Genomic DNA, 22,859 nt, shown 5'->3' on the forward strand with positions numbered 1-22,859 from the left:
AATGGTCAGCACGCCAACGCGCCCGCAGCCAATTAAGCAGCAGGACGGCAAGCCGCGCCCCGGCTCCCCGGCAACAGCGGCTGTGCGCCCGTCAACGGCGGCCGCCAGGCTCCGGACCATGTACCGCAGATTCTGGTCGGCCCTGGAAGGGACCGGAACCTCCAGAAACGGCTCCACCTACTACCTCATTCTGGGATCAACATTGGCGCTGACGGCCATCGGCATCATGATGGTGCTCTCGGCCTCCAGTGTTGAATCCATTGCCGCCGGCAAATCGCCTTACGGTGATGCGTTGAAGCAGGGAATGTTCGCCGCCATCGGCATTTTCACCATGTTTGTGCTGTCCCGGATCAACGTCATCTGGCTCAAGCGGCTGGCCTGGCCGGCGATCGGGGCGGCCGTGGTCCTCCTGATCCTCGTCCAGGTTGTGGGCGACGAGGTCAACGGCAACAAGAACTGGATCGACCTCGGCGGCATCACCTTCCAGCCGTCGGAGGCATCAAAACTTGCCCTCGCCCTCTGGATGGCCACAGTCCTGGCCATGAAGGGAAAGCTGCTCAGCCGCTGGCAGCACGTAGCGATACCCGCTGTCCCGATGGCCATCATCATCGTTGGCCTGGTCCTGGTCGGAAACGACCTCGGTACGGCCATGATCATCATGATGGTCACGGCCGCCGCACTCTTCTTTGCCGGCGCACCCCTCTATCTCTTCGGCATCGCCGGCCTGGTGGCCGCCGCTGGAACGGCTGTTATGGCTGTCACCAGTTCAAACCGCATGTGCCGCATCACGTCCTGGTGGACCGGGCAGTCCTGCGCCGACGGCATTGATGCCAACTACCAGGCCACCAACGGGCTCTACGGCCTGGCCTCCGGCGGCTGGTTCGGCGTGGGCCTGGGGCAAAGCCGGCAGAAGTACAGCTGGATCCCCGAAGCCCACAACGACTTCATCTTCGCCATCATCGGCGAGGAGCTCGGACTGGTGGGCACCGTCGTCGTACTCATCCTTTTCGCGATCCTCGGGGCGGCCATTTACCGCGTGGTGGTGGCGCAGGAGGGCATGTTCCACCGTGTCCTGGCCGGCACCATCATGGTGTGGCTGCTCGGGCAGGCCACCGTGAACATGTCCGTGGTGACAGGCCTGATGCCCGTCATTGGTGTGCCGCTGCCGTTCATCTCCTATGGCGGGTCCGCCCTGTTGATGTCCCTGTGCGCCATTGGTGTGGTGCTTTCGCTGGCCCGCGAGCAGATGGCTCCGGCCATCCGGCCCAAACGGATGCTGAAGTTCAAGGCGAAGCCGGCCAAGGCAGCCGCACCCAGGAAAAAGACTGTAAGAAAGCGTGCCTAGCCCCATATGACCTACCAGAATCCCTCCATTGTCCTGGCGGGCGGCGGAACCGCCGGCCACATCAGCCCGCTCCTGGCCATCGCAGCTGCCGTCCGCGCGGCTGCTCCCGGCGCCGCCATCCTCGCCGTCGGAACCCCGGCAGGAATGGAAACCCGCCTGGTGCCCGCAGCCGGTGTTGAACTGGCCACCATCGACCGTGTGCCCTTCCCTCGGAAGCCTTCCGTTGACCTCCTTCGCCTCCCGGGACGGCTTGGCGGCGCCGTGCGGCAGGCTGGTGCCATCCTGGACAGGGCCGGTGCGGACGTCCTGGTGGGCGTCGGGGGCTACGTGTGCACACCCATGTACCTTGCCGCACGGAAACGCGGCATCCCCATCGTGATCCACGAGGCCAATATCCGTCCCGGGCTGGCCAACAGGGTGGGCGCGATGTTCACCAAGCGCGTGGCAGTAGCTTTCGACACCACCCCGCTGAAGGGCGCCTTGCACGTGGGGATGCCGATGCGCACCGAAATCTCACGCCTTGACCGGGCGGCCGCGCGAACTGCCGCGCGTGAGGCACTCGGACTGGATGAAACGAAACCCACGCTGATCGTCACCGGCGGATCATCCGGCGCGCAGAGCATTAACCGCACCATTGCGGCCGCCCTCGGGCAGTTGGCCGGCGCCGGGATCCAGACCCTGCACATCACCGGCCGCGGAAAGTCCGTTCTTGACGACGCCGGCACGCCGCTGGTTGCCGATGGCTACCGGCAGGTCGAATACATCGACGGCATGGAACTGGCCTACGCCGCCGCCGATGTGCTGCTGGCCCGCTCCGGTGCCGCAACCGTCTGTGAAATCGCAGCCGTGGGCGTGCCGGCAGTCCTGGTGCCTCTGCCCATCGGCAACGGTGAACAGGCACTCAACGCGGCCGGGCTCGTCTCCGCCGGCGGAGCCGTGCTCGTGGCCGACCGCGACTTCACCCCCGAGTGGGTGGGCGCCGAACTGGTGCCCCTGGTCACCGACCAGGAACGCCTCGCCACCATGGCAGCCAATTCCTACCAGCTAGGTATCCGTAACGCCGACCAGCGCATGGCCGGTCTCGTCCTGGAAGCGATATCCGCATGAGCTCCGACAGCATCCCCAGCCTCGACTCCCTGGGCAAGGTCCACTTCGTCGGCGTCGGGGGCGTCGGCATGTCCGCCGTCGCGCGGATCATGGTTGCGCGCGGCGTAGCGGTCAGCGGGTCTGACGCCAAGGACCTGCCGGTGATGGCGGACCTTTCTGCTGCCGGCGCGCGCATCGCCGTCGGATACGACGCTGCCAACCTGGCCGATGCGCAGACAGTGGTGGCGGGTTCGGCGATCAGGGCCGACAACCCCGAGGTGATGGCCGCCAGGGAAGCGGGGGTGCCGGTGCTGCACCGCTCGGAAGCCTTGGCGGCAACCATGGGCGGGGACACGGTGGTGACCGTGGCAGGGACCCATGGCAAGTCCACCACTACCTCGATGGTCGCTGTCCTGTTGCAGGGCGCCGGCTTGGACCCCTCCTTTGCCATTGGCGCCAACGTGCCTGCGCTCGGTGTCAACGCGGCATCCGGCACGTCCCCGATCTTTGTGGCCGAGGCAGACGAATCCGACGGGTCCTTCCTCAACTACCGGCCCGGGATCGCCGTGGTCACCAACGTGGAACCTGACCACTTGGACTACTACGGCACCGCAGAGGCGGTCTACGAATCCTTCGACCGCTTCACCGCCCTGCTGCCGGCCGACGGCGTGCTGATCGCCTGTGCCGACGACCCGGGGGCGCTGGCCCTCGCGGAGCGGGCCCGGGCACGCGGCAACTCCCGGGTGGTCCTCTACGGGACGGGCGCCGGGGCAGAACTTGTACTGCACGACGGCGGCCCCGGAGACGTGGCGGTGTCCACACCGTCCGGCCGGTTCCAGCTTGACCTGCAGGTGCCGGGCCGGCACAACGCCCTGAACGCGGCGGCCGCCTTTGCCGTCGCCCTCGAGCTGGGCGTTGAGCCCGCCGCAGCTGCCGGCGCCCTGGCGCAGTTCTCGGGGGCTTCGCGGCGCTTCGAGCTGAAAGGCCAGGCACGGGGCGTGCGGGTGTTCGACGATTATGCCCACCATCCCACCGAGGTCCGTGCAGCACTTGCCGCAGCCCGCTCCGTGGCCGGCAACCACAAGGTGCATGTCCTCTTCCAGCCGCACCTGTTCTCACGGACCCGGGAATTTGCCCGCGAGTTTGCTGAAGCCCTGGACCTTGCCGACACTGCCTGGGTGCTGGACATCTACCCGGCCCGTGAAGACCCGATCCCCGGGGTTACAAGCCAGCTCATCGCCGACCACCTCGGCGACGGCGGGCGGCTGGTTGGTGCCGCGGACGCCGTGGCTGCCCTCGCCGCAGCGGCCGGCGCCGGGGACATCGTCCTCACGGCCGGCGCCGGTGATGTGACGGCCTACGGCCCGCAGATCGTAGAGGCCCTGGGTGCCTAGTTCCCGCCGGCCCACCTACGCATCCACCGGCAGGCGCCCTGCCGGTGGGAAACCGGCTGACCGCACCGCGGGCTCCGGTACCGCCAGCGGGGATGCGGACAGCGGCTCCGACGTCATTTCAGCCTCCCGGCCGGTTGCTGAGCAGGTTCCGCAGCCGCCCAAGGAAGCCAGGAAAGCCAGGTTCCCGGGCCGAACCAGGGACAAATCGGCTGGCTCCTCCGCTGTTGCGGAAGGCCAGGCCGGCAATGTCCTGGCGTTTCCCGAACCCAAGGGCAAGCGGCGCAGGCGGAATGTACTGGTGGTTGCAGCCACGCTGGTTGCATTGGTGGCCGGGCTGCTGGCCGCGGCTGTATTTTCCCCGGTCCTTGCCGTGGACACGATCTCGGTGTCCGGGACGCGCCTGCTGACCCCTGCGCAGGTGCAGGCCGCGCTGGAACCCCTGCGCGGTAAGCCGCTGCCACAAATCACAGACGAGGAAGTAGGGCGCCTCCTCGAACCCCTGGTCCAGGTCAAATCCGTCTCCGCCGAGGCGCGTCCGCCGTCGGGCCTTGCTGTGACAGTGCGTGAACGGGTGCCGGTGGCGCTGGTCAAACAGGGGGAGCAGTACCAGCTTGTGGATGTGGAGGGCATTCAGCTGGCGGCTACCGCAGACCCGGCATCCGTATCCCTGCCGGTGATTGACGGCGGCGCCGGCACCATCGGCAAGGAGCTCTTCCGCGCCACCGCAGAGGTGCTCGGGGCACTGCCTGCCGATGTTCTGGCCAGGCTGTCCAACGCGTCTGCCCAGTCAGTGGACGCCGTGGAACTCAAGCTCGTTGACGGCCAGACCATCATCTGGGGCAATGCGGGGGAGAAGGAACTGAAGGCCAAAGTGCTGGCAGCGCTCCTGAAGGTTCCGGCGGATCCCAAAAATCCGGTTAAGGTGTACGACGTGAGTGTGCCCAGGCATCCGGTGACCCGCTGACACGCTTTCTTTACGGTATTAATCCGACACGCGGTCCCGGTTATTGAATGTGGGTACCAGAGGAAATACCGTCACAGACATGAGTTACTTGACATAACTATAACCTTCAACTCGAAGGTTAGGGTTTCAGGCACTAAGCTCTTCATCAGATTTAGCAAAAAGACACGAACAAGGGACACGTAACGTGGCAGCTCCGCAGAATTACTTGGCCGTCATCAAAGTCGTCGGCATCGGCGGCGGTGGCGTGAACGCAGTCAACCGCATGATCGAGGTCGGCCTCCGAGGTGTTGAATTCATCGCCATCAACACCGACGCCCAGGCCCTGCTGATGAGTGACGCCGACGTCAAGCTCGACGTGGGACGCGAACTGACCCGCGGCCTCGGAGCAGGTGCGAATCCTGAGGTTGGCAAGCAGGCTGCAGAGGACCACGCAGACGAGATCGAGGAAGTGCTCCGGGGCGCCGACATGGTCTTCGTCACCGCCGGCGAGGGCGGTGGCACCGGCACCGGCGGCGCTCCCGTCGTCGCACGCATTGCCCGGTCCCTGGGCGCCCTGACCATCGGCGTGGTAACCCGCCCGTTCACGTTCGAGGGCCGCCGCCGCGCGGGCTCCGCGGAGGCCGGAATTGACGCCCTCCGTGACGAAGTGGACACCCTGATCGTTATCCCCAACGACCGTCTCCTCTCCATCAGCGACCGCAACGTCTCAGTCCTCGACGCCTTCCGCTCGGCTGACCAGGTGCTGCTCTCGGGCGTCCAGGGCATCACCGACCTCATCACCACGCCCGGCCTGATCAACCTGGACTTCGCGGACGTCAAGTCCGTCATGCAGGGTGCCGGTTCCGCCCTGATGGGTATCGGCTCCGCCCGGGGCGAAGACCGCGCCGTCAAGGCCGCAGAGCTTGCCATCGCCTCACCGCTGCTGGAAGCGTCCATTGACGGAGCCCACGGTGTGCTCCTGTCCATCCAGGGCGGCTCCGACCTCGGCCTGTTTGAAATCAACGAAGCCGCACGCCTGGTCCAGGAAGTGGCACACCCGGAAGCGAACATCATCTTCGGTGCCGTTATCGACGACGCCCTTGGCGACGAAGCCCGCGTGACGGTCATCGCTGCCGGGTTCGACGACGTCAAGGCCACCTCACCGTCCATGGACCAGTCCCAGCCGCAGGTTGCTCCGCAGCGGCCGGCCGCGCCTGTTGCCCCGGCACCCGCCCAGGCTCCTTCCGCAGGCAACCACTCCCACCATGTCCAGCCGGTCCACGCAGGCGTCGGCGCAGCGGGCCTCAGCAACTGGGGGCAGCAGCGTCCCTCCGCTGTCCCCGCTGACTCAGGCTTCGACGTCGACCTCCCCTCCGTAGTGGAGCCGGACCTCTCCGGCAGCCACTCGGATGACCTGGATGTCCCCGACTTCCTGAAGTAGGCGCCGGATTGTTCCACTGGCGTGCCGAAATCCGGCCCGGAGTCTCCGTCGCCTTCACTGACACTGCCGCGGGAAACCTGGCGCTGCACGTGGGTGACGATCCCGCAGAAGTGGGCCGGCGCCGCGGAGAGCTGGAGCGCACCCTCGGCCTTGCCCCGGATGGCCTTCGGTTCATGAACCAGGTCCACGGCACCACGGTGGCGGTTATGGAGCAGGGAAGTGCGGCGCCCGAAGCCGACGCCATGGTTTCCCGCGGCCTTCCGCTGGCAGTCATGGTTGCTGACTGCATCCCTGTCCTGCTGGCGGGGGAGTCTGCGGAAGGGCCGGTCCTCGCTGCCGTGCATGCAGGCCGGCCCGGCCTCGCCGGTGGCGTGATTCCGGCTGCGGTGGCGAGCATGGAGTCCCTTGGAGCATCCGGACTCCGCGCCTGGCTGGGGCCGTCCATCTGCGGGAACTGCTACGAGGTGCCTGCCGGGATGCAGGCCGAAGTGGCCGCCGGTGTGCCCGCGGCCCGGAGTACCACCTCATGGGGTACTCCCGGGCTGAATCTGCCCGCTGGGGCCCGCAGTCAGCTGGAGCGTTTGGGCGTCAGTGTGGAGTACTGCGGACCGTGCACCCTTGAGACACCGTCCCTCTTCTCGTACCGGCGGAACAACAGCACGGGGCGCTTCGCCGGCGTGGTGTGGTCCCATGACTGATGCCGGAGCGGCCGGGGACGCGCGTTCTGAGCAGCTCAAAGGCCGGCTTGATGCCGTGCAGCGCCGCATCATTGCGGCTGCAGCAGCCGCGGGCAGGGCGGGCGACCTGCCCACTTTGATCGTGGTCACCAAGTTCCACCCGGCGGAGGACATTAAGCGTCTTGCCGCCCTGGGGGTCACGGACGTTGGCGAAAACCGGGACCAGGAAGCGGCCGCCAAAGCGGAACAACTGGCTGAGTGCGGACTGGCGTGGCATTTCGTGGGCCAGCTGCAGACCAAAAAGGCCAAGTCCGTTCTCCGGTACGCGGCCGCTGTGCACTCGGTTGACAGGCCGCAGCTCGTGGACGCACTGGCCAAGGCCTCCCAGGCCCAGCAGGACACCACCGGACGGCCGCCATTGAGGTGCTTCATCCAGGTGGGCCTGGCGGACGACGCCGGAACGCACCGCGGTGGCGCCGCCATCCAGGATGTGGGGATGCTGGCCGAACGGATAGCATCGGCCGGGAGCCTGGAGCTTGCGGGAGTGATGGCAGTGGCTCCCCTGGGTGCCCCGCCGGAGCCCGCCTTCGAAAAACTTGCCGCCGTGTCCGCGGCGCTTGTGGCGGAGCATCCCGAAGCCAATGGCATTTCGGCGGGCATGAGCCAGGACCTGGAAGCCGCCATCCTGTTCGGAGCGACACACCTGCGAATCGGTTCCGATATTCTCGGATCGCGTCCCCCCGTGGGGTAGCGTCGGTGCTATTGGAAGTGATGGGCGGGGGACTCCAGTGCTGTCAAGCCATTGGGCGGCCCGCTTACGGACACGATTAGGAGTCGACCATGGCCGGCGCTCTGCGCAAGACAATGATCTATCTTGGGCTCGCCGACGGCGATGAACACTACGAGTCCGAGCAACAGACCACACGTAAGGATGAGGACGAAACTATGGAAGTTGACCGCGAGGAGCGCCGTGCACCTGCACCCGTCCGCGAGGTCAGCCGCGAAACGTCCTACACCCCCGAAGAGGAATACCGCGCCCCAGTGACACCCATCAAGCGTGCGGCCTCAAGCCGCGAGGAGACCAGCGGTCTCCGCCAGATCACCACCATCCACCCGCGGTCGTACAACGACGCCAAGCTCATCGGCGAAAGCTTCCGTGACGGGATCCCGGTCATCATGAACGTGACGGACATGGGCGAGGCCGACGCCAAGCGCCTGGTGGACTTCTCCGCGGGCCTCGTTTTTGGGCTCCGGGGGAGCATTGAGAGGGTGACGAACAAGGTGTTCCTGCTCTCGCCGTCGTACGTCGAGGTCATCGGTGACGACAAGAAAGCCAGCGAGACACAAGCCAGCTTTTTTAACCAAAGCTGACCAAATATCCTGACGCAGATGCCAGGCAGGGACACACCTGCCTGGCATCTGTGCTGAAATAGACAAGAAGCATCGGCCGGACGCCTGGCCAACCACTATGGACATGGAGATTTGAATTAAGTCATGGGAATTGTTTTCGGGCTTGTCTATCTCGCGCTTTTGCTGTTCTTTGTGGCCCTGATTATCCGCCTCGTATTCGACTGGGTCCAGATGTTCGCACGGGAGTGGCGCCCCCGGGGCGCGGCCCTGGTGGTGGCGCATGCCGTCTACTCCATTACGGACCCGCCGCTCAACGGACTCCGCCGGCTGATCCCGCCGCTGCGCCTTGGCGGCATCTCCCTGGATTTGGGCTTCCTGGTTTTGTTCATCGGCGTCAGCATTGCCATGGGGATCACCAGAAGCCTCGCCTGAATTACCCGATAGACCAGCAGTGCACACGGATGGAACCCGCCGGGAACCACCTGTGCAATATGAAGAAAACTCGCGTTTGACACCGCAGTGTTGAATTAGAGGAACCAGACCAACTTTAGGTACCGTAGTTTTGACGGCCGGAAGGCCTACTGACTAACTAGACCAGTGAGGTGACCAGATGGCTTTGACGCCAGAAGACGTTGTCAACAAGCGCTTTCAGCCGACCAAGTTCCGCGAAGGCTACGACCAGGATGAAGTTGATGACTTCCTGGACGAGATCGTTGTTGAACTCCGCCGCCTGAACCAGGAAAACGACGAACTTCGCAAGAAGCTCTCCGAAGCCGGGTCCAGCGTGCCGGCCAGCTCCGCCGCCGCACCCGTGGTGGAGAAGGTCCCCGCGCCGGTCAAGTCCGACAAGGACGAAGCACGCGAGAAGGCCGAAGCCGAAGCCAAGGCCGCCGAGGAGCGCAAGAAGAAGGACGTCCAGCCCGCCGCTCCGGTAGCTGCCGCTCCCGTTGCCGCTGCTCCGGCCGCGTCCACCGCCTCAGCCGAATCTGCCGCCGGCCTGCTCGCCATGGCCCAGCAGATGCACGACCGCCACGTCGCGGACGGACAGGCGCAGAAGGACAAGATCATCGCCGAAGCGCAGATCGAAGCCAGCAGCCTCGTCAACGATGCCCAGGAGAAGTCCCGCAAGATCCTTGGTGCCCTCGAGCAGCAGCGTTCGGTGCTGGAGCGCAAGGTTGAGCAGCTCCGCGGCTTTGAGCGCGACTACCGTTCACGCCTGAAGGCCTACATCGAGGGCCAGCTCCGCGACCTTGATGCCCGCGGTTCAGTGGCAACGCCGGAAGTCAGCGAAGCCAACTAATCCGGCAAGCACGTATTCTGAAAGCCGGTGGCTGAGGATTCCTCGGCCACCGGCTTTTGGCATTGAACCAGGTCTTACGAATGAAAGCACCATGACTGACGAACTCGCCGCCGACCCGGCCCGCCCCCTACCGCCTTCGCCCCGCCCCCGGCGGGCCGTGCTGCTGTCCCTCTTTGCAGGGTTCGCAGTCTTCGCCTACGTGCTGGACCAGGTGACCAAAATCTGGGTCACTTCCACCATGGTGGAAGGCGAGCGGATTCCGGTGTTCCCGCCGCTGCTGCATTGGTACTTCATCCGGAACTCGGGAGCTGCGTTCTCCATCGGTGAGAACGTCACCTGGGTGTTCTCCATCATCATGGCCGCCGTGGCTGTGGCCATCCTTTTCCAGGTCCGCAAGCTCGGCTCGAAATGGTGGTCCCTGTCCCTTGGCCTGCTGCTCGGCGGGGCACTTGGCAACCTCACCGACAGGCTTTTCCGGGAACCGTCCTTCGGAATGGGGCACGTGGTGGACTTCATCCAGCTGCCCAATTTCGCCATTTTCAACATCGCTGACTCGGCTGTGGTTTCCGCCGTCGCGATCATCTGCATCCTGACGCTGCGCGGCATCGCGCTGGACGGAACCCGGCTCACTTCCGGCCACAAGGAGAAGTCCGGCGATGATGCCTGAGCGCATCGTCGTCGCCGAAGAGTACGCCGGATCACGCGCAGATGCGGGCCTGGCCGGGTTGATGGGTATCTCGCGTTCCCTGGCGGCCACCCTGATCGCCGAAGGCAATGTCCTCAGCAAAGGCAAAGCACTGGGAAAGTCAGCAAAGCTCGTTGCCGGCGACGTCCTCCAGGTGAGCCTGCCGGAACGGCGTGATCCCCTGGAAGTCGTGGAGGAAGTTGTGGAAGACCTGTTGATCCTGCTGGACGATGACGATTTCGTCGTCGTTGACAAACCCGTGGGTGTTGCCGCCCATCCCTCACCGGGCTGGGTGGGTCCCACGGTGGTGGGTGGCCTCGCCGGGGCCGGCTACCGCATTTCCACCTCGGGCTCGCCCGAACGTGTGGGAATTGTCCACCGGCTCGACGTCGGAACGTCCGGGGCGATGGTGGTGGCCAAGTCCGAGCGTGCCTATACGGCCCTGAAGCGGGCCTTCAAGGAGCGCACCGTGGACAAGGTCTACCATGCGGTGGTGCAGGGCCTGCCTGATCCACTGACCGGCACCATCGATGCGCCAATCGGCCGGCACCCGGGACACGACTGGCGGTTTGCGGTCATTGAGGACGGGCGTCCGTCCGTCACGCACTACGAAGTGGTGGAAGCGTTCGGCAAAGCCAGCCTCGTTGAGGTGCACCTGGAGACGGGACGCACCCACCAGATCCGGGTGCATTTTTCGGCTCTCCGCCATCCCTGCGCCGGCGACCTCACGTATGGTGCCGATCCGCGCCTGGCCGCTACGCTTGGCCTGACGCGGCAGTGGCTGCACGCCCGGGAGCTGGGCTTCGAGCACCCGGTGACAGGTGAGCCGGTACGCGTGGTCAGCGACTACCCGCAGGACCTGGCATTTGCCCTCGAAGTGCTGGAGTCCGGGCGGGCCTGACCCGTGGGGTGCACGCCCAGCGCATAGAATAGTGCGGTGACTTCCAGCAACGACTCGTTTGTCCATCTCCACAACCACACCGAGTATTCAATGCTGGACGGTGCCGCACGGCTCGGCGAGCTGTTCGACGAAACCGAGCGGCTGGGCATGCCCGCCATCGCCACCACCGACCACGGCTACCTCTTCGGCGCCTTCGACTTCTGGAAGAAGGCTACGGACAAGGGCATCAAGCCGATCATCGGCGTCGAAGCCTACGTGACGCCGGGAACGGCCCGCGGTGACAAAAGCCGTGTGCGCTGGGGCGATGAGCATCAGCGCAAGGACGATATTTCCGGCGGTGGTTCCTACACCCACATGACTCTGCTCAGCTACAACAACGCGGGCATGCGGAACCTGTTCCGGGCATCTTCGATCGCCTCGCTGGATGCCGTATTCGGCAAGTGGCCCCGCCTGGACCGGGAGCTGCTGAACACCTACTCCGAGGGTCTCATCGCCACCACGGGCTGCCCGTCAGGGGAAGTCCAGACCCGCCTCCGGCTCGGCCAATACCGCGAGGCCTTGGAGGCAGCCTCGGAGTTCCGCGACATTTTCGGCGCGGAGAACTACTTCTGCGAACTGATGGACCACGGCCTGGACATCGAACGGCGCGTCACGGGGGACCTGCTCCGGCTCGCCAAGGACCTGAACCTTCCCCTCGTCGCCACCAACGACCTCCACTACACCCACGAACACGACGCCAAAGCCCACGAGGCACTGCTGGCGATCCAGTCCGGGTCCACCCTCCTTGAGCCCACCTATGACAACGGCGGCTCCCGCTTCGCCTTCTCCGGCAGCGGCTACTACCTGAAGTCCCCGCAGGAGATGCGCGAGCTGTTCCGGGACCACCCGGACGCCTGTGACAACACCCTCCTCATCGCCGAGCGCTGCGAGGTTTCCTTCAATACCGGCGCCAACTACATGCCCCGGTTCCCCTGCCCGCCGGGGGAGGACGAGACCTCCTGGCTGGTCAAGGAAGTGGCCACCGGACTCGATTACCGCTACCCGGGCGGCGTGCCGGACGAGGTCCGCGCCCAGGCAGACTACGAACTCGGCGTTATCACGTCCATGGGGTTCCCCGGCTACTTCCTGGTGGTGGCGGACTTCATAAACTGGGCCAAGAACAACGGCATCCGCGTGGGTCCCGGCCGTGGTTCCGGTGCCGGGTCCATGGTGGCCTACGCCATGCGCATCACGGACCTTGACCCGTTGCGCCACGGACTGATCTTCGAGCGGTTCCTGAACCCCGACCGCGTCTCCATGCCTGACTTCGACGTCGACTTCGATGACCGGCGCCGCTCGGAAGTCATCGACTACGTGACCCGCAAGTACGGTGACGAGCGTGTGGCCATGATCGTCACCTATGGCACCATCAAAACAAAACAGGCGCTTAAGGACTCCTCCCGCGTGCTGGGATATCCCTTCAGCATGGGCGAGACGCTCACCAAGGCGTTGCCGCCGGCCGTGATGGCCAAAGATATTCCGTTGGCGGATATCCAGAACCCGGAGGCCAAGCGCTTCGGCGAAGCCGGTGACTTCCGGCAGCTGGTCAGCACCGATCCCGAAGCTGCCAAGGTGTTCGAGACCGCGCTGGGCATTGAGGGGCTGAAGCGCCAGTGGGGTGTCCACGCCGCCGGCGTGATCATGTCATCGGACCCGATTATCGACGTCATCCCCATCATGCGCCGCATCCAGGACGGCCAGGTGATCACGCAGTTCGACTACCCCACCTGCGAAGGCCTTGGCCTGATCAAGATGGACTTCCTGGGGCTGCGGAACCTGACGATCATTTCCGACGCCCTGGAAAACATCAAAATGAACCGCGGCATCGACCTGGACCTGGAGTCGCTGGAGCTCGACGACGCCCCCTCCTACGAGCTGCTGGCCCGCGGCGACACCCTGGGCGTGTTCCAGCTCGACGGCGGGCCCATGCGGTCCCTGCTCAAGCTGATGAAGCCCGACAACTTCGAAGACATCTCGGCCGTGCTCGCGCTGTACCGGCCGGGGCCGATGGGCGCCAACGCGCACACGGACTACGCGCTGCGCAAGAACGGGATCCAGGAAGTCATCCCGATCCACCCGGAACTGAAGGAACCGCTCTCGGAGATCCTCGGCGGAACCTACGGGCTGATCGTGTACCAGGAGCAGGTTATGGCCGTCGCCCAGAAGCTCGCCGGGTACTCGCTGGGCCAGGCAGACATCCTCCGCCGCGCCATGGGCAAAAAGAAGAAGTCCGAACTGGACAAGCAGTTCGCAGGCTTCTCGCAGGGCATGCAGGACAACGGCTACTCCATGGAGGCCGTCAAAACCCTCTGGGACATCCTGCTCCCGTTCTCCGACTACGCCTTCAACAAGGCCCACTCCGCCGCTTATGGAGTGATCTCCTACTGGACCGCGTATCTCAAAGCACACTACGCCCCGGAGTACATGGCCGCGCTGCTTACCTCCGTGGGCGACGACAAGGACAAGTCCGCAATCTACCTCAATGAATGCCGGCGCATGGGCATCACCGTGCTTCCGCCGGACGTTAATGAGTCGGCCCTGAACTTCACTCCGGTGGGCAACGACATCCGCTTTGGCATGGGCGCCATCCGCAATGTCGGCGTCAACGTGGTGGAAGCCATGGTGGCCGCCCGCGAAAGCGAAGGCGCCTACACGTCCTTCAAGGACTACCTGATGAAGGTGCCCGCGGTGGTCTGCAACAAGAGGACCATCGAATCGCTGATTAAGTCCGGCGCCTTCGACTCACTGGGACATCACCGCCGTGCCCTGGCGATGATCCATGAGGAAGCCATCGACTCCGTCATCACGCTCAAGCGGAATGAAGCGATCGGCCAGTTCGACCTCTTTGCAGGCTTCGAGGAAGCCGAGTCGGAGTCGTCGCTGAGCATCGAAATCCCGGACCTGCCCGAGTGGGAGAAGAAGGACAAACTTTCCTTTGAACGGGACATGCTGGGCCTCTACGTCTCCGACCACCCGCTGCAGGGTCTCGAAGGGGTACTGAGCCAGCATGCTGAGCTGAGCATCACCTCCGTGCTGGGCGAGGACGGGCCGCAGGACGGCGCCATCATCACCATTGCCGGCATGATCACCTCATTGAGCCGGCGCATCGCCAAGGCCAGCGGCAACGCCTACGCACGGGCAGAGGTGGAAGACCTCGGTGCTTCCATGGAAGTGATGTTCTTCGGCCAGGTGTACGGACCCATCGCCTCGGTGCTCGCCGAGGACCTGATCGTGGTGGTCAAGGGGCGGCTGCAGAAGCGGGACGACGGCGCGATTGCCCTGAACTGCATGGAACTGTCCGTGCCGGACCTGAGCGAAGGGCTGAACGGGCCGCTGGTGATCACCATGCCCACCCACAAGGCCACCGAGGCTGTGGTGACCGAGCTGGGCGACGTGCTCCGGACACACCGCGGAAACTCCGAAGTCCGCCTGCACCTTCAGGGCGACACCAGGACCGAAATCATGGGACTGCCGGTCCACCTTCGCGTGAACCCGAGCCCATCACTCTTTGGCGACCTGAAGGTACTGCTCGGCCCCGCCTGCCTGGACGCCTGACGCACGGAAGCGGACGACGCCGGGAACATCCCGCCGTCGTCCACTGCTGTTTGAGGCGTGGCCGGGAGCCCTGGCCGAAACAGGCGGCAGGTGCCCTAGATTTCGTAGTCGAGCGGCACGGGCTGGCTGTAGCCGCCCCCGTGGTACAGCAGCGGCGACCCGTCCCCGCCCACCTGGCCGTCAACCACCTGCACCACCACAACAGCGTTGTTCTCGAACGACAGGCGCATCTGCACCTCGCCGATCAACCAGCCGGCTACGTCCTTCAATACCGGCACGCCATGCGGCCCCACGGCCCAGTGGTCGCCCTCAAAACGGTTGCCCGCCCCGGCAAACCGGTCAGCAAGTTGCTGGTTCTCAAGACCCAGCATGTGGACACCGAGGTAGGTGGTATTGGCCACAGCAGGCCACGACCTGGAACTCCGTGCCATGTTGAAGGTGAAACGCGGAGGCTGCGCAGACAGCGATGCAACGGAGGTGGCGGTAAAGCCGAAGGGACTGTCCTGGTAGTTGACCGTGATGATGGCAACGCCCGCGGCGTGGCGCCGGAACATCTCCCTGAACGTCCGTTCGAACGGCACGTCATTTACGGTCACGGGAACTCCTGGTGATGGGTGGTTGTATGTTCTCCTTCAAGGGTATGGGCCGTTTGGCCAGGCAGGGAATCACTTGAAGCCCGACGTCCGGCAGTTAAGCCGGCGGAACATTTGTTAAGGTTTGTTGCATGACGAAAGCAACCCGCCGCGCACGTCCGCGGCTGCCCTGGGCCATGCTCGCGGTCCCGGCTGCGGCGGGAGTGCCCGCGGGGATTCTCTGGTGGCTCCTGGCACCCGGCGGCCTCAACCTGATCACCAGGGACCCGGCTCTGGCCACCGGCACTAACCCCCTGGCCTGGCTGCCAAGGGACCTTACGCTGGCCGGGCTTCTGGTTTTCGCGGGGTGCCTCCTGGCGGTGTTCCTGACGGACAAAAAGCGCCAGGATCCGCAGGCGGACCTGGTGATGGGCCTGGCCGGGTCCTTATGCGGTGCAGTCCTGGCCTGGCAGGCCGGGATCCTGTCCGCGCAGCTCTGGGGGCCTGCGGTGGACGCCTCAGCCAACGCCAGCATTGCCTTCTCGTTGCGCTCCCTGACTGTGCTGCTGCTGTGGCCCGCCGCCACGGCGGTGTCCGTCTTTGTGCTGGAGTTGATGCACCTCCTGGGAAGGAAGGACAACGGAAGGAACTACGACGCCGGCGCCCACCGGTCGCCGCACGTTGGGGTCGGGCCCGTAAAATAGTGCAGTGACCATTTCTTCCGAATTTCCCGCCACCCCCGCCGCTGCCGCCGTGAGCTTCCGCACTGTTGACCTTCGCGGCCGGAGCCTGACCCTCGCGGGACTGCGCGCCGCCGTGCCGCGCGCCCAGGGCCAGACGGTGGCTGACGCCGAAGAGAAGGTCCTTGGCATCATCTCGGCCGTCCGGCAGCGGGGTTTCGACGCCCTGGGCGAGTTGGCCCTTCGCTTCGATGGTGTGGAGCAGGACCACCCGCTGGTCCCACAGGAAGCCCTTGCTGCAGCGCTCCATGAACTGGACCCCGCTGTCCGCCTGGCGCTGGAGGAATCGATCAGCCGGGCACGCCGGTTCGCGGACGGCCAGCGTCCGCGGAACGTTGAAGTCGAGCTTGGTGATGGCGCCCTGGTCAGCCAGAACTGGGTGCCGGTGGCGCGGGTGGGACTCTACGTGCCCGGCGGCCTGGCGGTCTACCCGTCCTCGGTGATTATGAACGTGGTTCCGGCCCTGGCTGCCGGGGTGGAGTCAATCGCATTGGCCTCACCTCCGCAGAAGGAGTTTGGGGGCCTGCCGCACCCCACCATCCTGGCCGCCGCTGCGCTCCTGGGCATCAGCGAGGTATACGCGATCGGCGGCGCCCAGGCCATCGCCGCCTTTGCCTACGGGGTGCCCTCAGCTGAGGCAGGTCCGGCGCTGGAGCCCGTAGATGTAGTCACTGGACCGGGAAACATCTTCGTGGCCACGGCCAAGCGCCTGGTTAAGGGTGTTGTGGGGATCGACTCCGAGGCGGGCACCACGGAAATTGCCATCCTTGCAGACGCGACTGCCCAGCCTGCATTGGTGGCGGCTGACCTCATCAGCCAGGCGGAACACGATCCCAAGGCAGCCTCGGTGCTGATCACGGATTCCGAGGACCTTGCTGCAGCCGTGCGCGCGGAGTTGGACGTGCAGGCCGCCGCCACCAAGCACTCCGGCCGGGTCCGCGAGGCATTGTCCGGTCCACAGTCTGGTGTGGTCCTGGTGGATGACCTGGAACAGGGCATCGCCGCCTGTGACGCCTACGCTGCCGAACACCTGGAAATCATGACCCGCGATGCCGCCGGCGTGGCCGCCAGGATCCGCAATGCCGGTGCCATCTTTGTTGGCGATTTCAGCCCCGTGAGCCTCGGGGACTATTGCGCCGGCTCCAACCACGTTCTGCCCACCAGCGGCACGGCTGCCTTCTCGTCCGGCCTGAACGTCACCACCTTCCTTCGGGCCATCCAGGTAGTCAATTACAGCCGCGAGGCGCTGGCAGAAGTCAGCGGCCACATCCTCAGCCTGTCCGGCGCGGAAGACCTGCCCGCCCATGGCGAGGCAGTGACGGCCCGGTTCTCCTGACAACGGCACTCACGAGGCCCGACATCTAGTAGCCCCCACCACAACATGTAGTAGTTACAGGCTTGTGATTAGCCTGCTGAGGGACGTAAACTGGAGGCGCCGCGCGGCCTGCCTGCGCTTTGCCGCGGGCAAACAGCAAAGCGGAACTGTTAAGCGAAGAGCACTCAGCGAAAGAAGGGACGCCATGTATTGTCCGTTCTGCCGCAACCCTGATTCCCGGGTGGTGGACAGCCGCATGGCGGACGATGGCTCGGCCATCCGCCGGCGCCGCCAGTGCCCTGAGTGCGGGCGCCGTTTCACCACGGTGGAAACCACCAGCCTGTCCGTCATCAAGCGTTCCGGTGTGGGGGAGCCCTTCAGCCGCAGCAAGGTGATCAACGGTGTGCGCAAGGCCTGCCAGGGACGCCCCGTCAGCGAGGACGACCTCGCGTTGCTCGCCCAGGAAGTCGAAGAGCAGATCCGCTCCTCCGGCGCCGCAGAAATCGATGCCCACGAGGTTGGACTCGTTATCCTTGGTCCGCTGCAGAAGCTGGACAAGGTGGCCTACCTTCGCTTTGCGAGCGTCTACCAGGCCTTCGAATCCCTTGAGGATTTTGAAACGGCCATCGCACTGCTCCGCCAGGAAGCCGAAGAAGACGCGAAGGGCATCCCTGCCAAGAGCGTCAAGAGCTCCGAAAAGAGCCCACTGTAAGCTCCGGTGGTGGCGCTGGAGGGGAAGCCGCAGCCACCACCGGCCCGCCGCCGCCCGCCGCGGGCAGCCTGCCGGGCGATGGCGGCACCGATGCCCGGGCCGGCACCGGTGGCCACCATGACACCCGGGCGGGGAGCGCCCGCGTTACTTGGCGAGCTTGTGCTTCAAAGCGATTTCGATGGCGGCGCCCACGATGCCGGCCTCGTTCCGCAGGACTGCCGGCACGATGGGCGTGCGGAGTTTGAGGTTGGGCAGGTACTCATCCGCACGCTTGGAAATGCCGCCGCCCACGATGAACAGTTCGGGGGAGAACAGGAACTCGACGTGGGAGAAGTAGCGCTGCAGCAGGACGCTGTACTCGTCCCACGTCAGGCCGTCCCTCTCCCGGGCTACGGCGGAGGCTTTGGTTTCCGCGTCGTGGCCGTCGATCTCCAGGTGGCCCAGCTCGGCGTTGGGTACCAGTTTGCCGTCGAAGATGAAGGCTGAGCCGATTCCGGTCCCGAGGGTGATCACCAGGACAGTGCCGGCAACTCCGGCACCGGCACCGTAACGGGCCTCGGCAAGGCCGGCGGCGTCGGCGTCGTTGATGACCTCCACAGGCCGGCCCAGGCGCGCGGTGAGGAGCCCGTCGATGTCCGTGTTGAGCCAGCTCTTGTCCACATTGGCTGCCGAGTGGACCACGCCGTGCTGGATGATGCCGGGAAAGGTCACGCCTACCGGGGACCCGGCGGCAGGCGCTTCAGGACGGGCGGAAAGCTCTGACACCACCAGTGCTACTGCTTCGGCAACAGATTCCGGGGTGGCGGGCTGCGGGGTGGGGACGCGGAACCGTTCACCCAACAGTTTGCCCTTTTTCAGGTCGACGATGCCGCCCTTGATTCCCGTGCCTCCGATGTCGATGCCGATCAGCGGGGCGTTCTTGTGCGACTTCTCGTCCTTCTTGGCCAATGGGTTTCCGTTCGTGGCAGGGGGCGGGCAGGGAAGGGGCGGCGGGCAGCCGGCCCCGGGTTATTGCTAAATCAGCGGCGTGCCGGTGACAGGAGCCGGGTCGCTTCGTTGGCGGCCCGGTCAGGGCAGGGTGAGGATCTCTGCGCCGGACTCGGTGACCAGCAGGGTGTGCTCGAACTGTGCGGTGCGCTTCCGGTCGCGGGTGACAACGGTCCAGTCGTCTGCCCACATGTCCCACTCCACCGTGCCCAGCGTCAGCATCGGTTCAATGGTGAATACCATGCCGGCCTCAATCACCGTGTTGTATGCCGGCGCGGCGTCGTAGTGCGGGATGATCAGCCCGGTATGGAACGCCTCGCCCACACCGTGGCCGGTGAAGTCCCGGACCACTCCGTAGCCAAAGCGCTTGGCGTAGGACTGGATGGCGCGGCCGATCACGTTGATCTCGCGTCCCGGCGCGACGGCCTTGATGGCCCGGTTCAGGGATTCCTGCGTCCGTTCCACGAGCAGGCGGGATTCCTCGTCAACATCCCCCACCAGGAAGGTGTAGTTGGTGTCGCCGTGGACACCATCGATGAAGGCGGTGATGTCGATGTTGATGATGTCGCCGTCGTTGACCACGGTGGTGTCCGGGATCCCGTGGCAGATGACCTCGTTCAGCGACGAGCACAAGGACTTGGGGAACCCCCGGTACCCGAGGGTGGAGGGGTACGCCCGGTGGTCAAGGAGGAACTCGTGGCCCACTTTGTCCAGCTGGTCCGTGGTGACGCCCGGCGCGATGTGCTTGCCGACCTCCACGATGGCCTGCGCAGCAATATTTGCGGCCACGCGGATCTTTCCGATGGTTTCCGCGGACTTGACCTCGGAGCCGGTGAACTTCGCAGGCGCAGGCCTGCCGACATACTCGGGGCGGGCGATGGACGCCGGTACGGGACGCTGCGGGCTTACGGTGCCCGGGGTGAGGGTGCCGATGGGTGCAGTCGAGGCAAGGGAAGGCATAGATTGATCATATAAGGCACCACAGAAGGCCTAACAACCGGGAGCCGCGTCTGTCCCGCGTAAGAGTTTAAGTTACGCGCGTCACGCCGCAGCGTCCCTGCCTGGCGGAAGGGAACAGCGATGACTGAGTTCTGGTACAACATCAAGACCCATGAGGTGGAGGAGGACCGGCTGTCGGACTGGAGCCAGCTGATTGGCCCCTACAAAACCAGGCAGGAGGCGGAGCATGCCCTGGAGAAGGTCCGCGCCCGCAATGAAGTCTGGGAAAAGGGCGACGACGACTGACGGCTGTGCGGCGCACGCAGCCGCCGTGCCGGGCCTCCGGGGCCCGTGCCCAGCCAGTAGCGGCGCGTGCCGCTAGAAGGAGTGCTCGGGCCCTGGGAACTGGCCGGACCTGACATCCTCGCCATAGGCGGTGGCTGCATCCTGCAGCGTGCTGCGGAGGTCCGCGTACTGCTTGACGAATTTGGCCATCCTGCCGCCCCGCAGCCCGGCCATGTCCTGCCAGACCAGCACCTGGCCTGTGGTCTCCTTGCCGGCGCCGATGCCCACGGTAGGAACGGTGACTGCCTTGTCCACGGCCGCGGCCGTCTCCGCCGGGACCATTTCCATCAGCACGCTGAAGGCGCCCGCCTCAGCCAGCGCGACGGCGTCGTCAATCAATCTTTGAGCGTCACCGCCGCGCCCCTGGACACGGTAACCGCCCAGCGCGTGCTCGCTCTGCGGCGTAAAACCGATGTGGGCCATCACAGGAATGCCCGCCTGCACCATGGCCCGGACGGTGGGCGCGTAGTACTTCCCGCCCTCAATCTTGACGGCGTGCGCCAGGCCCTCCTTCAGGAACCGGACGCCTGCGGCGACCGCCTGCTCGGGGGACACCTCATAGCTTCCGAACGGCAGGTCGGCCACCACCAGGGCGCGCTTCGCGGAACGCGCCACTGCCCGGCACAGGGGCAGCAGCTCATCCACGGTGACCGGAAGGCTTGTCTCGTTGCCAAAGACGTTGTTGGACGCGGAGTCGCCCACCAGGAGCACCTCAATGCCTGCGGCGTCGAAAATTTCGGCTGTGTATTGTTCGTAGGCTGTCAGCATCGCGAACTTCGTGCCGTCATTCTTTGCCTGCTGGAGGTGGTGGACGCGCACCTTGGCCGGTTTCCGCCCGGAGGCCGGCGGGAGGCCCTGCCCGGGTCCGCTGCCGTAGGGGGCGGGGGCGTCGGCGGGCATGCTTGCGTCGGAGCTGTTGCTTGAGGCCATGGCATGAGCGTAGTGCGGCACCCGCTGTCCTAGCTACCGGCGGCATCTTCCGCAGGGGTGATTCGCGTCATAGGGAAGGGCCGGCGGCGGGGCGGCGGCAGGGCTGCCGCCGCCGCCTTCGCCCGGCCTTCGTGTTAACGCTGTGTTACGCGGCCCGCAGGCTCCAGCATCGGCGCCAATTGCTTAGTACAGTGTTTGTGAACTGCTGCCGGCATCCTGCGGACCGGGGCATGGACGTTGACCGGAGAAGAGGGCCATCATGGACCGCCAGCAAGAGTTTGTCCTGCGAACAATCGAAGAGCGCGACGTACGTTTCGTGCGCCTGTGGTTCACCGACGTCGTGGGTTCACTCAAGTCCGTGGCGCTGGCGCCGGCGGAAGTAGAGGGCGCCTTCGAGGAAGGCCTCGGTTTCGACGGTTCAGCCATTGAAGGACTCGCACGTGTTTTCGAGTCCGACATGCTCGCACAGCCTGACCCCTCCACCTTCCAGATCCTGCCGTGGCGCGGCGAAACCGAGCAGACCTCGCGTATGTTCTGCGACATCCTCACCCCTGATGGTGAACCCTCCGCAGCCGATCCCCGCAACGTCCTCAAGCGCACCCTCGCCAAGGCCGCGGACATGGGTTTCACCTGCTACACCCACCCGGAGATCGAGTTCTACCTCCTGAAGTCCCAGGAGCCCGGGCCTGACGGCGCACCGGTGCCGGTTGATGAGGGTGGCTACTTTGACCACGTCCCGGGCGGCGTTGCCCAGGATTTCCGCCGCACGGCCGTGACTATGCTGGAATCGGTGGGCATCTCGGTGGAGTTCAGCCACCACGAGGCGGGCCCGGGGCAGAACGAGATTGACCTGCGCTACGCGGACGCCCTCCAGACGGCGGACAACATCATGACGTTCCGGACGATCATCAAGGAAGTGGCGCTCCAGCAGGGGACGTACGCCACCTTTATGCCCAAGCCCTTCACCGCGCACCCCGGGTCCGGCATGCACACGCACTTCTCCCTGTTTGAGGGGGACACCAACGCCTTCTACGAGGCCGGCGCGGAATTCCAGCTCTCCAAGACCGCCCGCCAGTTCATTGCCGGCATCCTCAAGCACGCGCCCGAGTTCACTGCGGTGACCAACCAGTTCGTGAACTCCTACAAGCGCCTGTGGGGCGGCGGCGAAGCCCCCAGCTACCTCAGCTGGGGACACAACAACCGCTCAGCCCTGGTCCGCGTTCCCCTATACAAGCCCGGCAAGGGCCAGTCGGCACGGATCGAGTACCGCGGCATCGATTCCGCGGCAAACCCGTACCTCGCCTACGCCGTCCTGCTGGGTGCCGGCCTCAAGGGCATCGAAGGCGGCTACGACCTTCCCGCCGCCGCAGAAGACGATGTCTGGTCGCTCAGTTCGGCCGAACGCCGCGCCATGGGCCACGATCCACTTCCCGCCAGCCTGCATGATGCGATCCGCTCCATGGAGGACTCCGAACTGATGCCGCAGATCCTGGGCGAGCAGGTCTTCGAACACTTCCTCCGGAACAAGCGCGCCGAGTGGCAGGACTACCGGCTCCAGGTGACGCCCTACGAGCTGCAGCGCAACCTGGCCATCCTCTAGGAA

The 22,859-nt window shown here is 65.3% G+C and carries 22 protein-coding genes; 18 read left to right on the forward strand and 4 right to left on the reverse strand.

Annotation, left to right across the window (positions count from 1 at the left end; genetic code table 11):
• Position 1: 1 nt before the first annotated feature.
• The 13 genes from ftsW (at position 2) to dnaE (ending at position 14,716) form a co-directional block, all read left to right on the forward strand.
• The gene (ftsW, locus tag ACFVYC_RS18955) at positions 2 to 1,345 is read left to right on the forward strand and encodes a putative lipid II flippase FtsW (RefSeq protein WP_387553154.1); all 1,344 of its coding nucleotides are present in this window, start codon (positions 2 to 4) and stop codon (positions 1,343 to 1,345) included.
• Between the two features lie 6 nt (positions 1,346 to 1,351).
• Positions 1,352 to 2,452, forward strand: a complete 1,101-nt coding sequence (gene murG / locus ACFVYC_RS18960; RefSeq protein WP_387553155.1) for an undecaprenyldiphospho-muramoylpentapeptide beta-N-acetylglucosaminyltransferase — start codon at positions 1,352 to 1,354, stop codon at positions 2,450 to 2,452.
• Positions 2,449 to 3,825 (forward strand): UDP-N-acetylmuramate--L-alanine ligase, encoded by a 1,377-nt coding sequence (murC, locus tag ACFVYC_RS18965; protein ID WP_387553156.1) that lies wholly within the window; start codon positions 2,449 to 2,451, stop codon positions 3,823 to 3,825. The genes murG and murC overlap by 4 nt, the downstream gene beginning before the upstream one ends.
• Complete coding sequence (locus tag ACFVYC_RS18970) at positions 3,818 to 4,789, forward strand: cell division protein FtsQ/DivIB (protein ID WP_387553157.1); 972 nt, start codon at positions 3,818 to 3,820, stop codon at positions 4,787 to 4,789. The genes murC and ACFVYC_RS18970 overlap by 8 nt, the downstream gene beginning before the upstream one ends.
• A 184-nt stretch (positions 4,790 to 4,973) precedes the next feature.
• A complete protein-coding gene (gene ftsZ / locus ACFVYC_RS18975; protein ID WP_387553158.1) occupies positions 4,974 to 6,209 on the forward strand; it encodes a cell division protein FtsZ in 1,236 nt (411 codons plus the stop codon).
• Between the two features lie 8 nt (positions 6,210 to 6,217).
• Positions 6,218 to 6,907 (forward strand): polyphenol oxidase family protein, encoded by a 690-nt coding sequence (locus tag ACFVYC_RS18980; RefSeq protein WP_387553160.1) that lies wholly within the window; start codon positions 6,218 to 6,220, stop codon positions 6,905 to 6,907.
• Positions 6,900 to 7,637, forward strand: coding sequence for a YggS family pyridoxal phosphate-dependent enzyme (locus ACFVYC_RS18985; RefSeq protein WP_387553162.1), 738 nt, complete (start codon positions 6,900 to 6,902; stop codon positions 7,635 to 7,637). The genes ACFVYC_RS18980 and ACFVYC_RS18985 overlap by 8 nt, the downstream gene beginning before the upstream one ends.
• A gap of 89 nt (positions 7,638 to 7,726) precedes the next feature.
• A complete protein-coding gene (locus tag ACFVYC_RS18990) occupies positions 7,727 to 8,257 on the forward strand; it encodes a cell division protein SepF (RefSeq protein ID WP_387553164.1) in 531 nt (176 codons plus the stop codon).
• Positions 8,258 to 8,380: 123 nt separating this feature from the next.
• A complete protein-coding gene (locus tag ACFVYC_RS18995; RefSeq protein WP_387553166.1) occupies positions 8,381 to 8,668 on the forward strand; it encodes a YggT family protein in 288 nt (95 codons plus the stop codon).
• A gap of 178 nt (positions 8,669 to 8,846) precedes the next feature.
• The gene (locus tag ACFVYC_RS19000; protein ID WP_387553168.1) at positions 8,847 to 9,536 is read left to right on the forward strand and encodes a DivIVA domain-containing protein; all 690 of its coding nucleotides are present in this window, start codon (positions 8,847 to 8,849) and stop codon (positions 9,534 to 9,536) included.
• Positions 9,537 to 9,627: 91 nt separating this feature from the next.
• Entirely contained in the window at positions 9,628 to 10,203 is a 576-nt protein-coding gene (lspA, locus tag ACFVYC_RS19005) for a signal peptidase II (RefSeq protein WP_387553170.1), read from the forward strand.
• Positions 10,196 to 11,122 (forward strand): RluA family pseudouridine synthase, encoded by a 927-nt coding sequence (locus ACFVYC_RS19010; protein ID WP_387553212.1) that lies wholly within the window; start codon positions 10,196 to 10,198, stop codon positions 11,120 to 11,122. The genes lspA and ACFVYC_RS19010 overlap by 8 nt, the downstream gene beginning before the upstream one ends.
• A gap of 36 nt (positions 11,123 to 11,158) precedes the next feature.
• Positions 11,159 to 14,716 (forward strand): DNA polymerase III subunit alpha, encoded by a 3,558-nt coding sequence (dnaE, locus tag ACFVYC_RS19015; RefSeq protein ID WP_387553172.1) that lies wholly within the window; start codon positions 11,159 to 11,161, stop codon positions 14,714 to 14,716.
• Positions 14,717 to 14,811: 95 nt separating this feature from the next.
• On the opposite strand, the gene ACFVYC_RS19020 is transcribed toward dnaE, so the two are convergent.
• Positions 14,812 to 15,312 carry a flavin reductase family protein gene (locus ACFVYC_RS19020; RefSeq protein WP_387553174.1) on the reverse strand — a complete coding sequence of 167 codons (501 nt, stop codon included), beginning with the start codon at positions 15,310 to 15,312 and terminating at the stop codon, positions 14,812 to 14,814.
• A gap of 128 nt (positions 15,313 to 15,440) precedes the next feature.
• Between ACFVYC_RS19020 and ACFVYC_RS19025 the strand changes: the two genes are divergently transcribed.
• The 3 genes from ACFVYC_RS19025 to nrdR all read left to right on the forward strand — a co-directional run bounded on the left by ACFVYC_RS19025 (position 15,441) and on the right by nrdR (position 18,055).
• Entirely contained in the window at positions 15,441 to 15,992 is a 552-nt protein-coding gene (locus ACFVYC_RS19025; protein ID WP_387553176.1) for a hypothetical protein, read from the forward strand.
• A gap of 4 nt (positions 15,993 to 15,996) precedes the next feature.
• Positions 15,997 to 17,364, forward strand: a complete 1,368-nt coding sequence (hisD, locus tag ACFVYC_RS19030; RefSeq protein WP_387553178.1) for a histidinol dehydrogenase — start codon at positions 15,997 to 15,999, stop codon at positions 17,362 to 17,364.
• A gap of 184 nt (positions 17,365 to 17,548) precedes the next feature.
• A complete protein-coding gene (gene nrdR / locus ACFVYC_RS19035; protein ID WP_387553180.1) occupies positions 17,549 to 18,055 on the forward strand; it encodes a transcriptional regulator NrdR in 507 nt (168 codons plus the stop codon).
• A 144-nt stretch (positions 18,056 to 18,199) separates the two neighbouring features.
• Here nrdR and ppgK read toward each other — a convergent pair whose 3' ends face one another.
• Positions 18,200 to 19,003, reverse strand: a complete 804-nt coding sequence (gene ppgK, locus ACFVYC_RS19040; RefSeq protein WP_387553182.1) for a polyphosphate--glucose phosphotransferase — start codon at positions 19,001 to 19,003, stop codon at positions 18,200 to 18,202.
• Between the two features lie 120 nt (positions 19,004 to 19,123).
• Positions 19,124 to 20,002, reverse strand: a complete 879-nt coding sequence (gene map / locus ACFVYC_RS19045) for a type I methionyl aminopeptidase (protein ID WP_387553184.1) — start codon at positions 20,000 to 20,002, stop codon at positions 19,124 to 19,126.
• A gap of 120 nt (positions 20,003 to 20,122) precedes the next feature.
• Between map and ACFVYC_RS19050 the strand changes: the two genes are divergently transcribed.
• Positions 20,123 to 20,287 carry an SPOR domain-containing protein gene (locus tag ACFVYC_RS19050; protein WP_387553186.1) on the forward strand — a complete coding sequence of 55 codons (165 nt, stop codon included), beginning with the start codon at positions 20,123 to 20,125 and terminating at the stop codon, positions 20,285 to 20,287.
• A 72-nt stretch (positions 20,288 to 20,359) separates the two neighbouring features.
• Here the strand turns inward: ACFVYC_RS19050 and panB are convergent, their stop codons facing one another.
• Positions 20,360 to 21,256: a 3-methyl-2-oxobutanoate hydroxymethyltransferase gene (panB, locus tag ACFVYC_RS19055; RefSeq protein ID WP_387553188.1), complete on the reverse strand. Its 897-nt coding sequence runs from the start codon at positions 21,254 to 21,256 to the stop codon at positions 20,360 to 20,362.
• Between the two features lie 259 nt (positions 21,257 to 21,515).
• Here panB and glnA point away from each other — a divergent pair, with 259 nt between their 5' ends.
• Complete coding sequence (gene glnA, locus ACFVYC_RS19060; RefSeq protein ID WP_387553190.1) at positions 21,516 to 22,856, forward strand: type I glutamate--ammonia ligase; 1,341 nt, start codon at positions 21,516 to 21,518, stop codon at positions 22,854 to 22,856.
• Positions 22,857 to 22,859: the final 3 nt, after the last annotated feature.

The sequence above is a fragment of the Pseudarthrobacter sp. NPDC058329 genome, from assembly GCF_042879835.1.
In the GTDB taxonomy this organism is placed as follows: Bacteria; Actinomycetota; Actinomycetes; order Actinomycetales; family Micrococcaceae; genus Arthrobacter.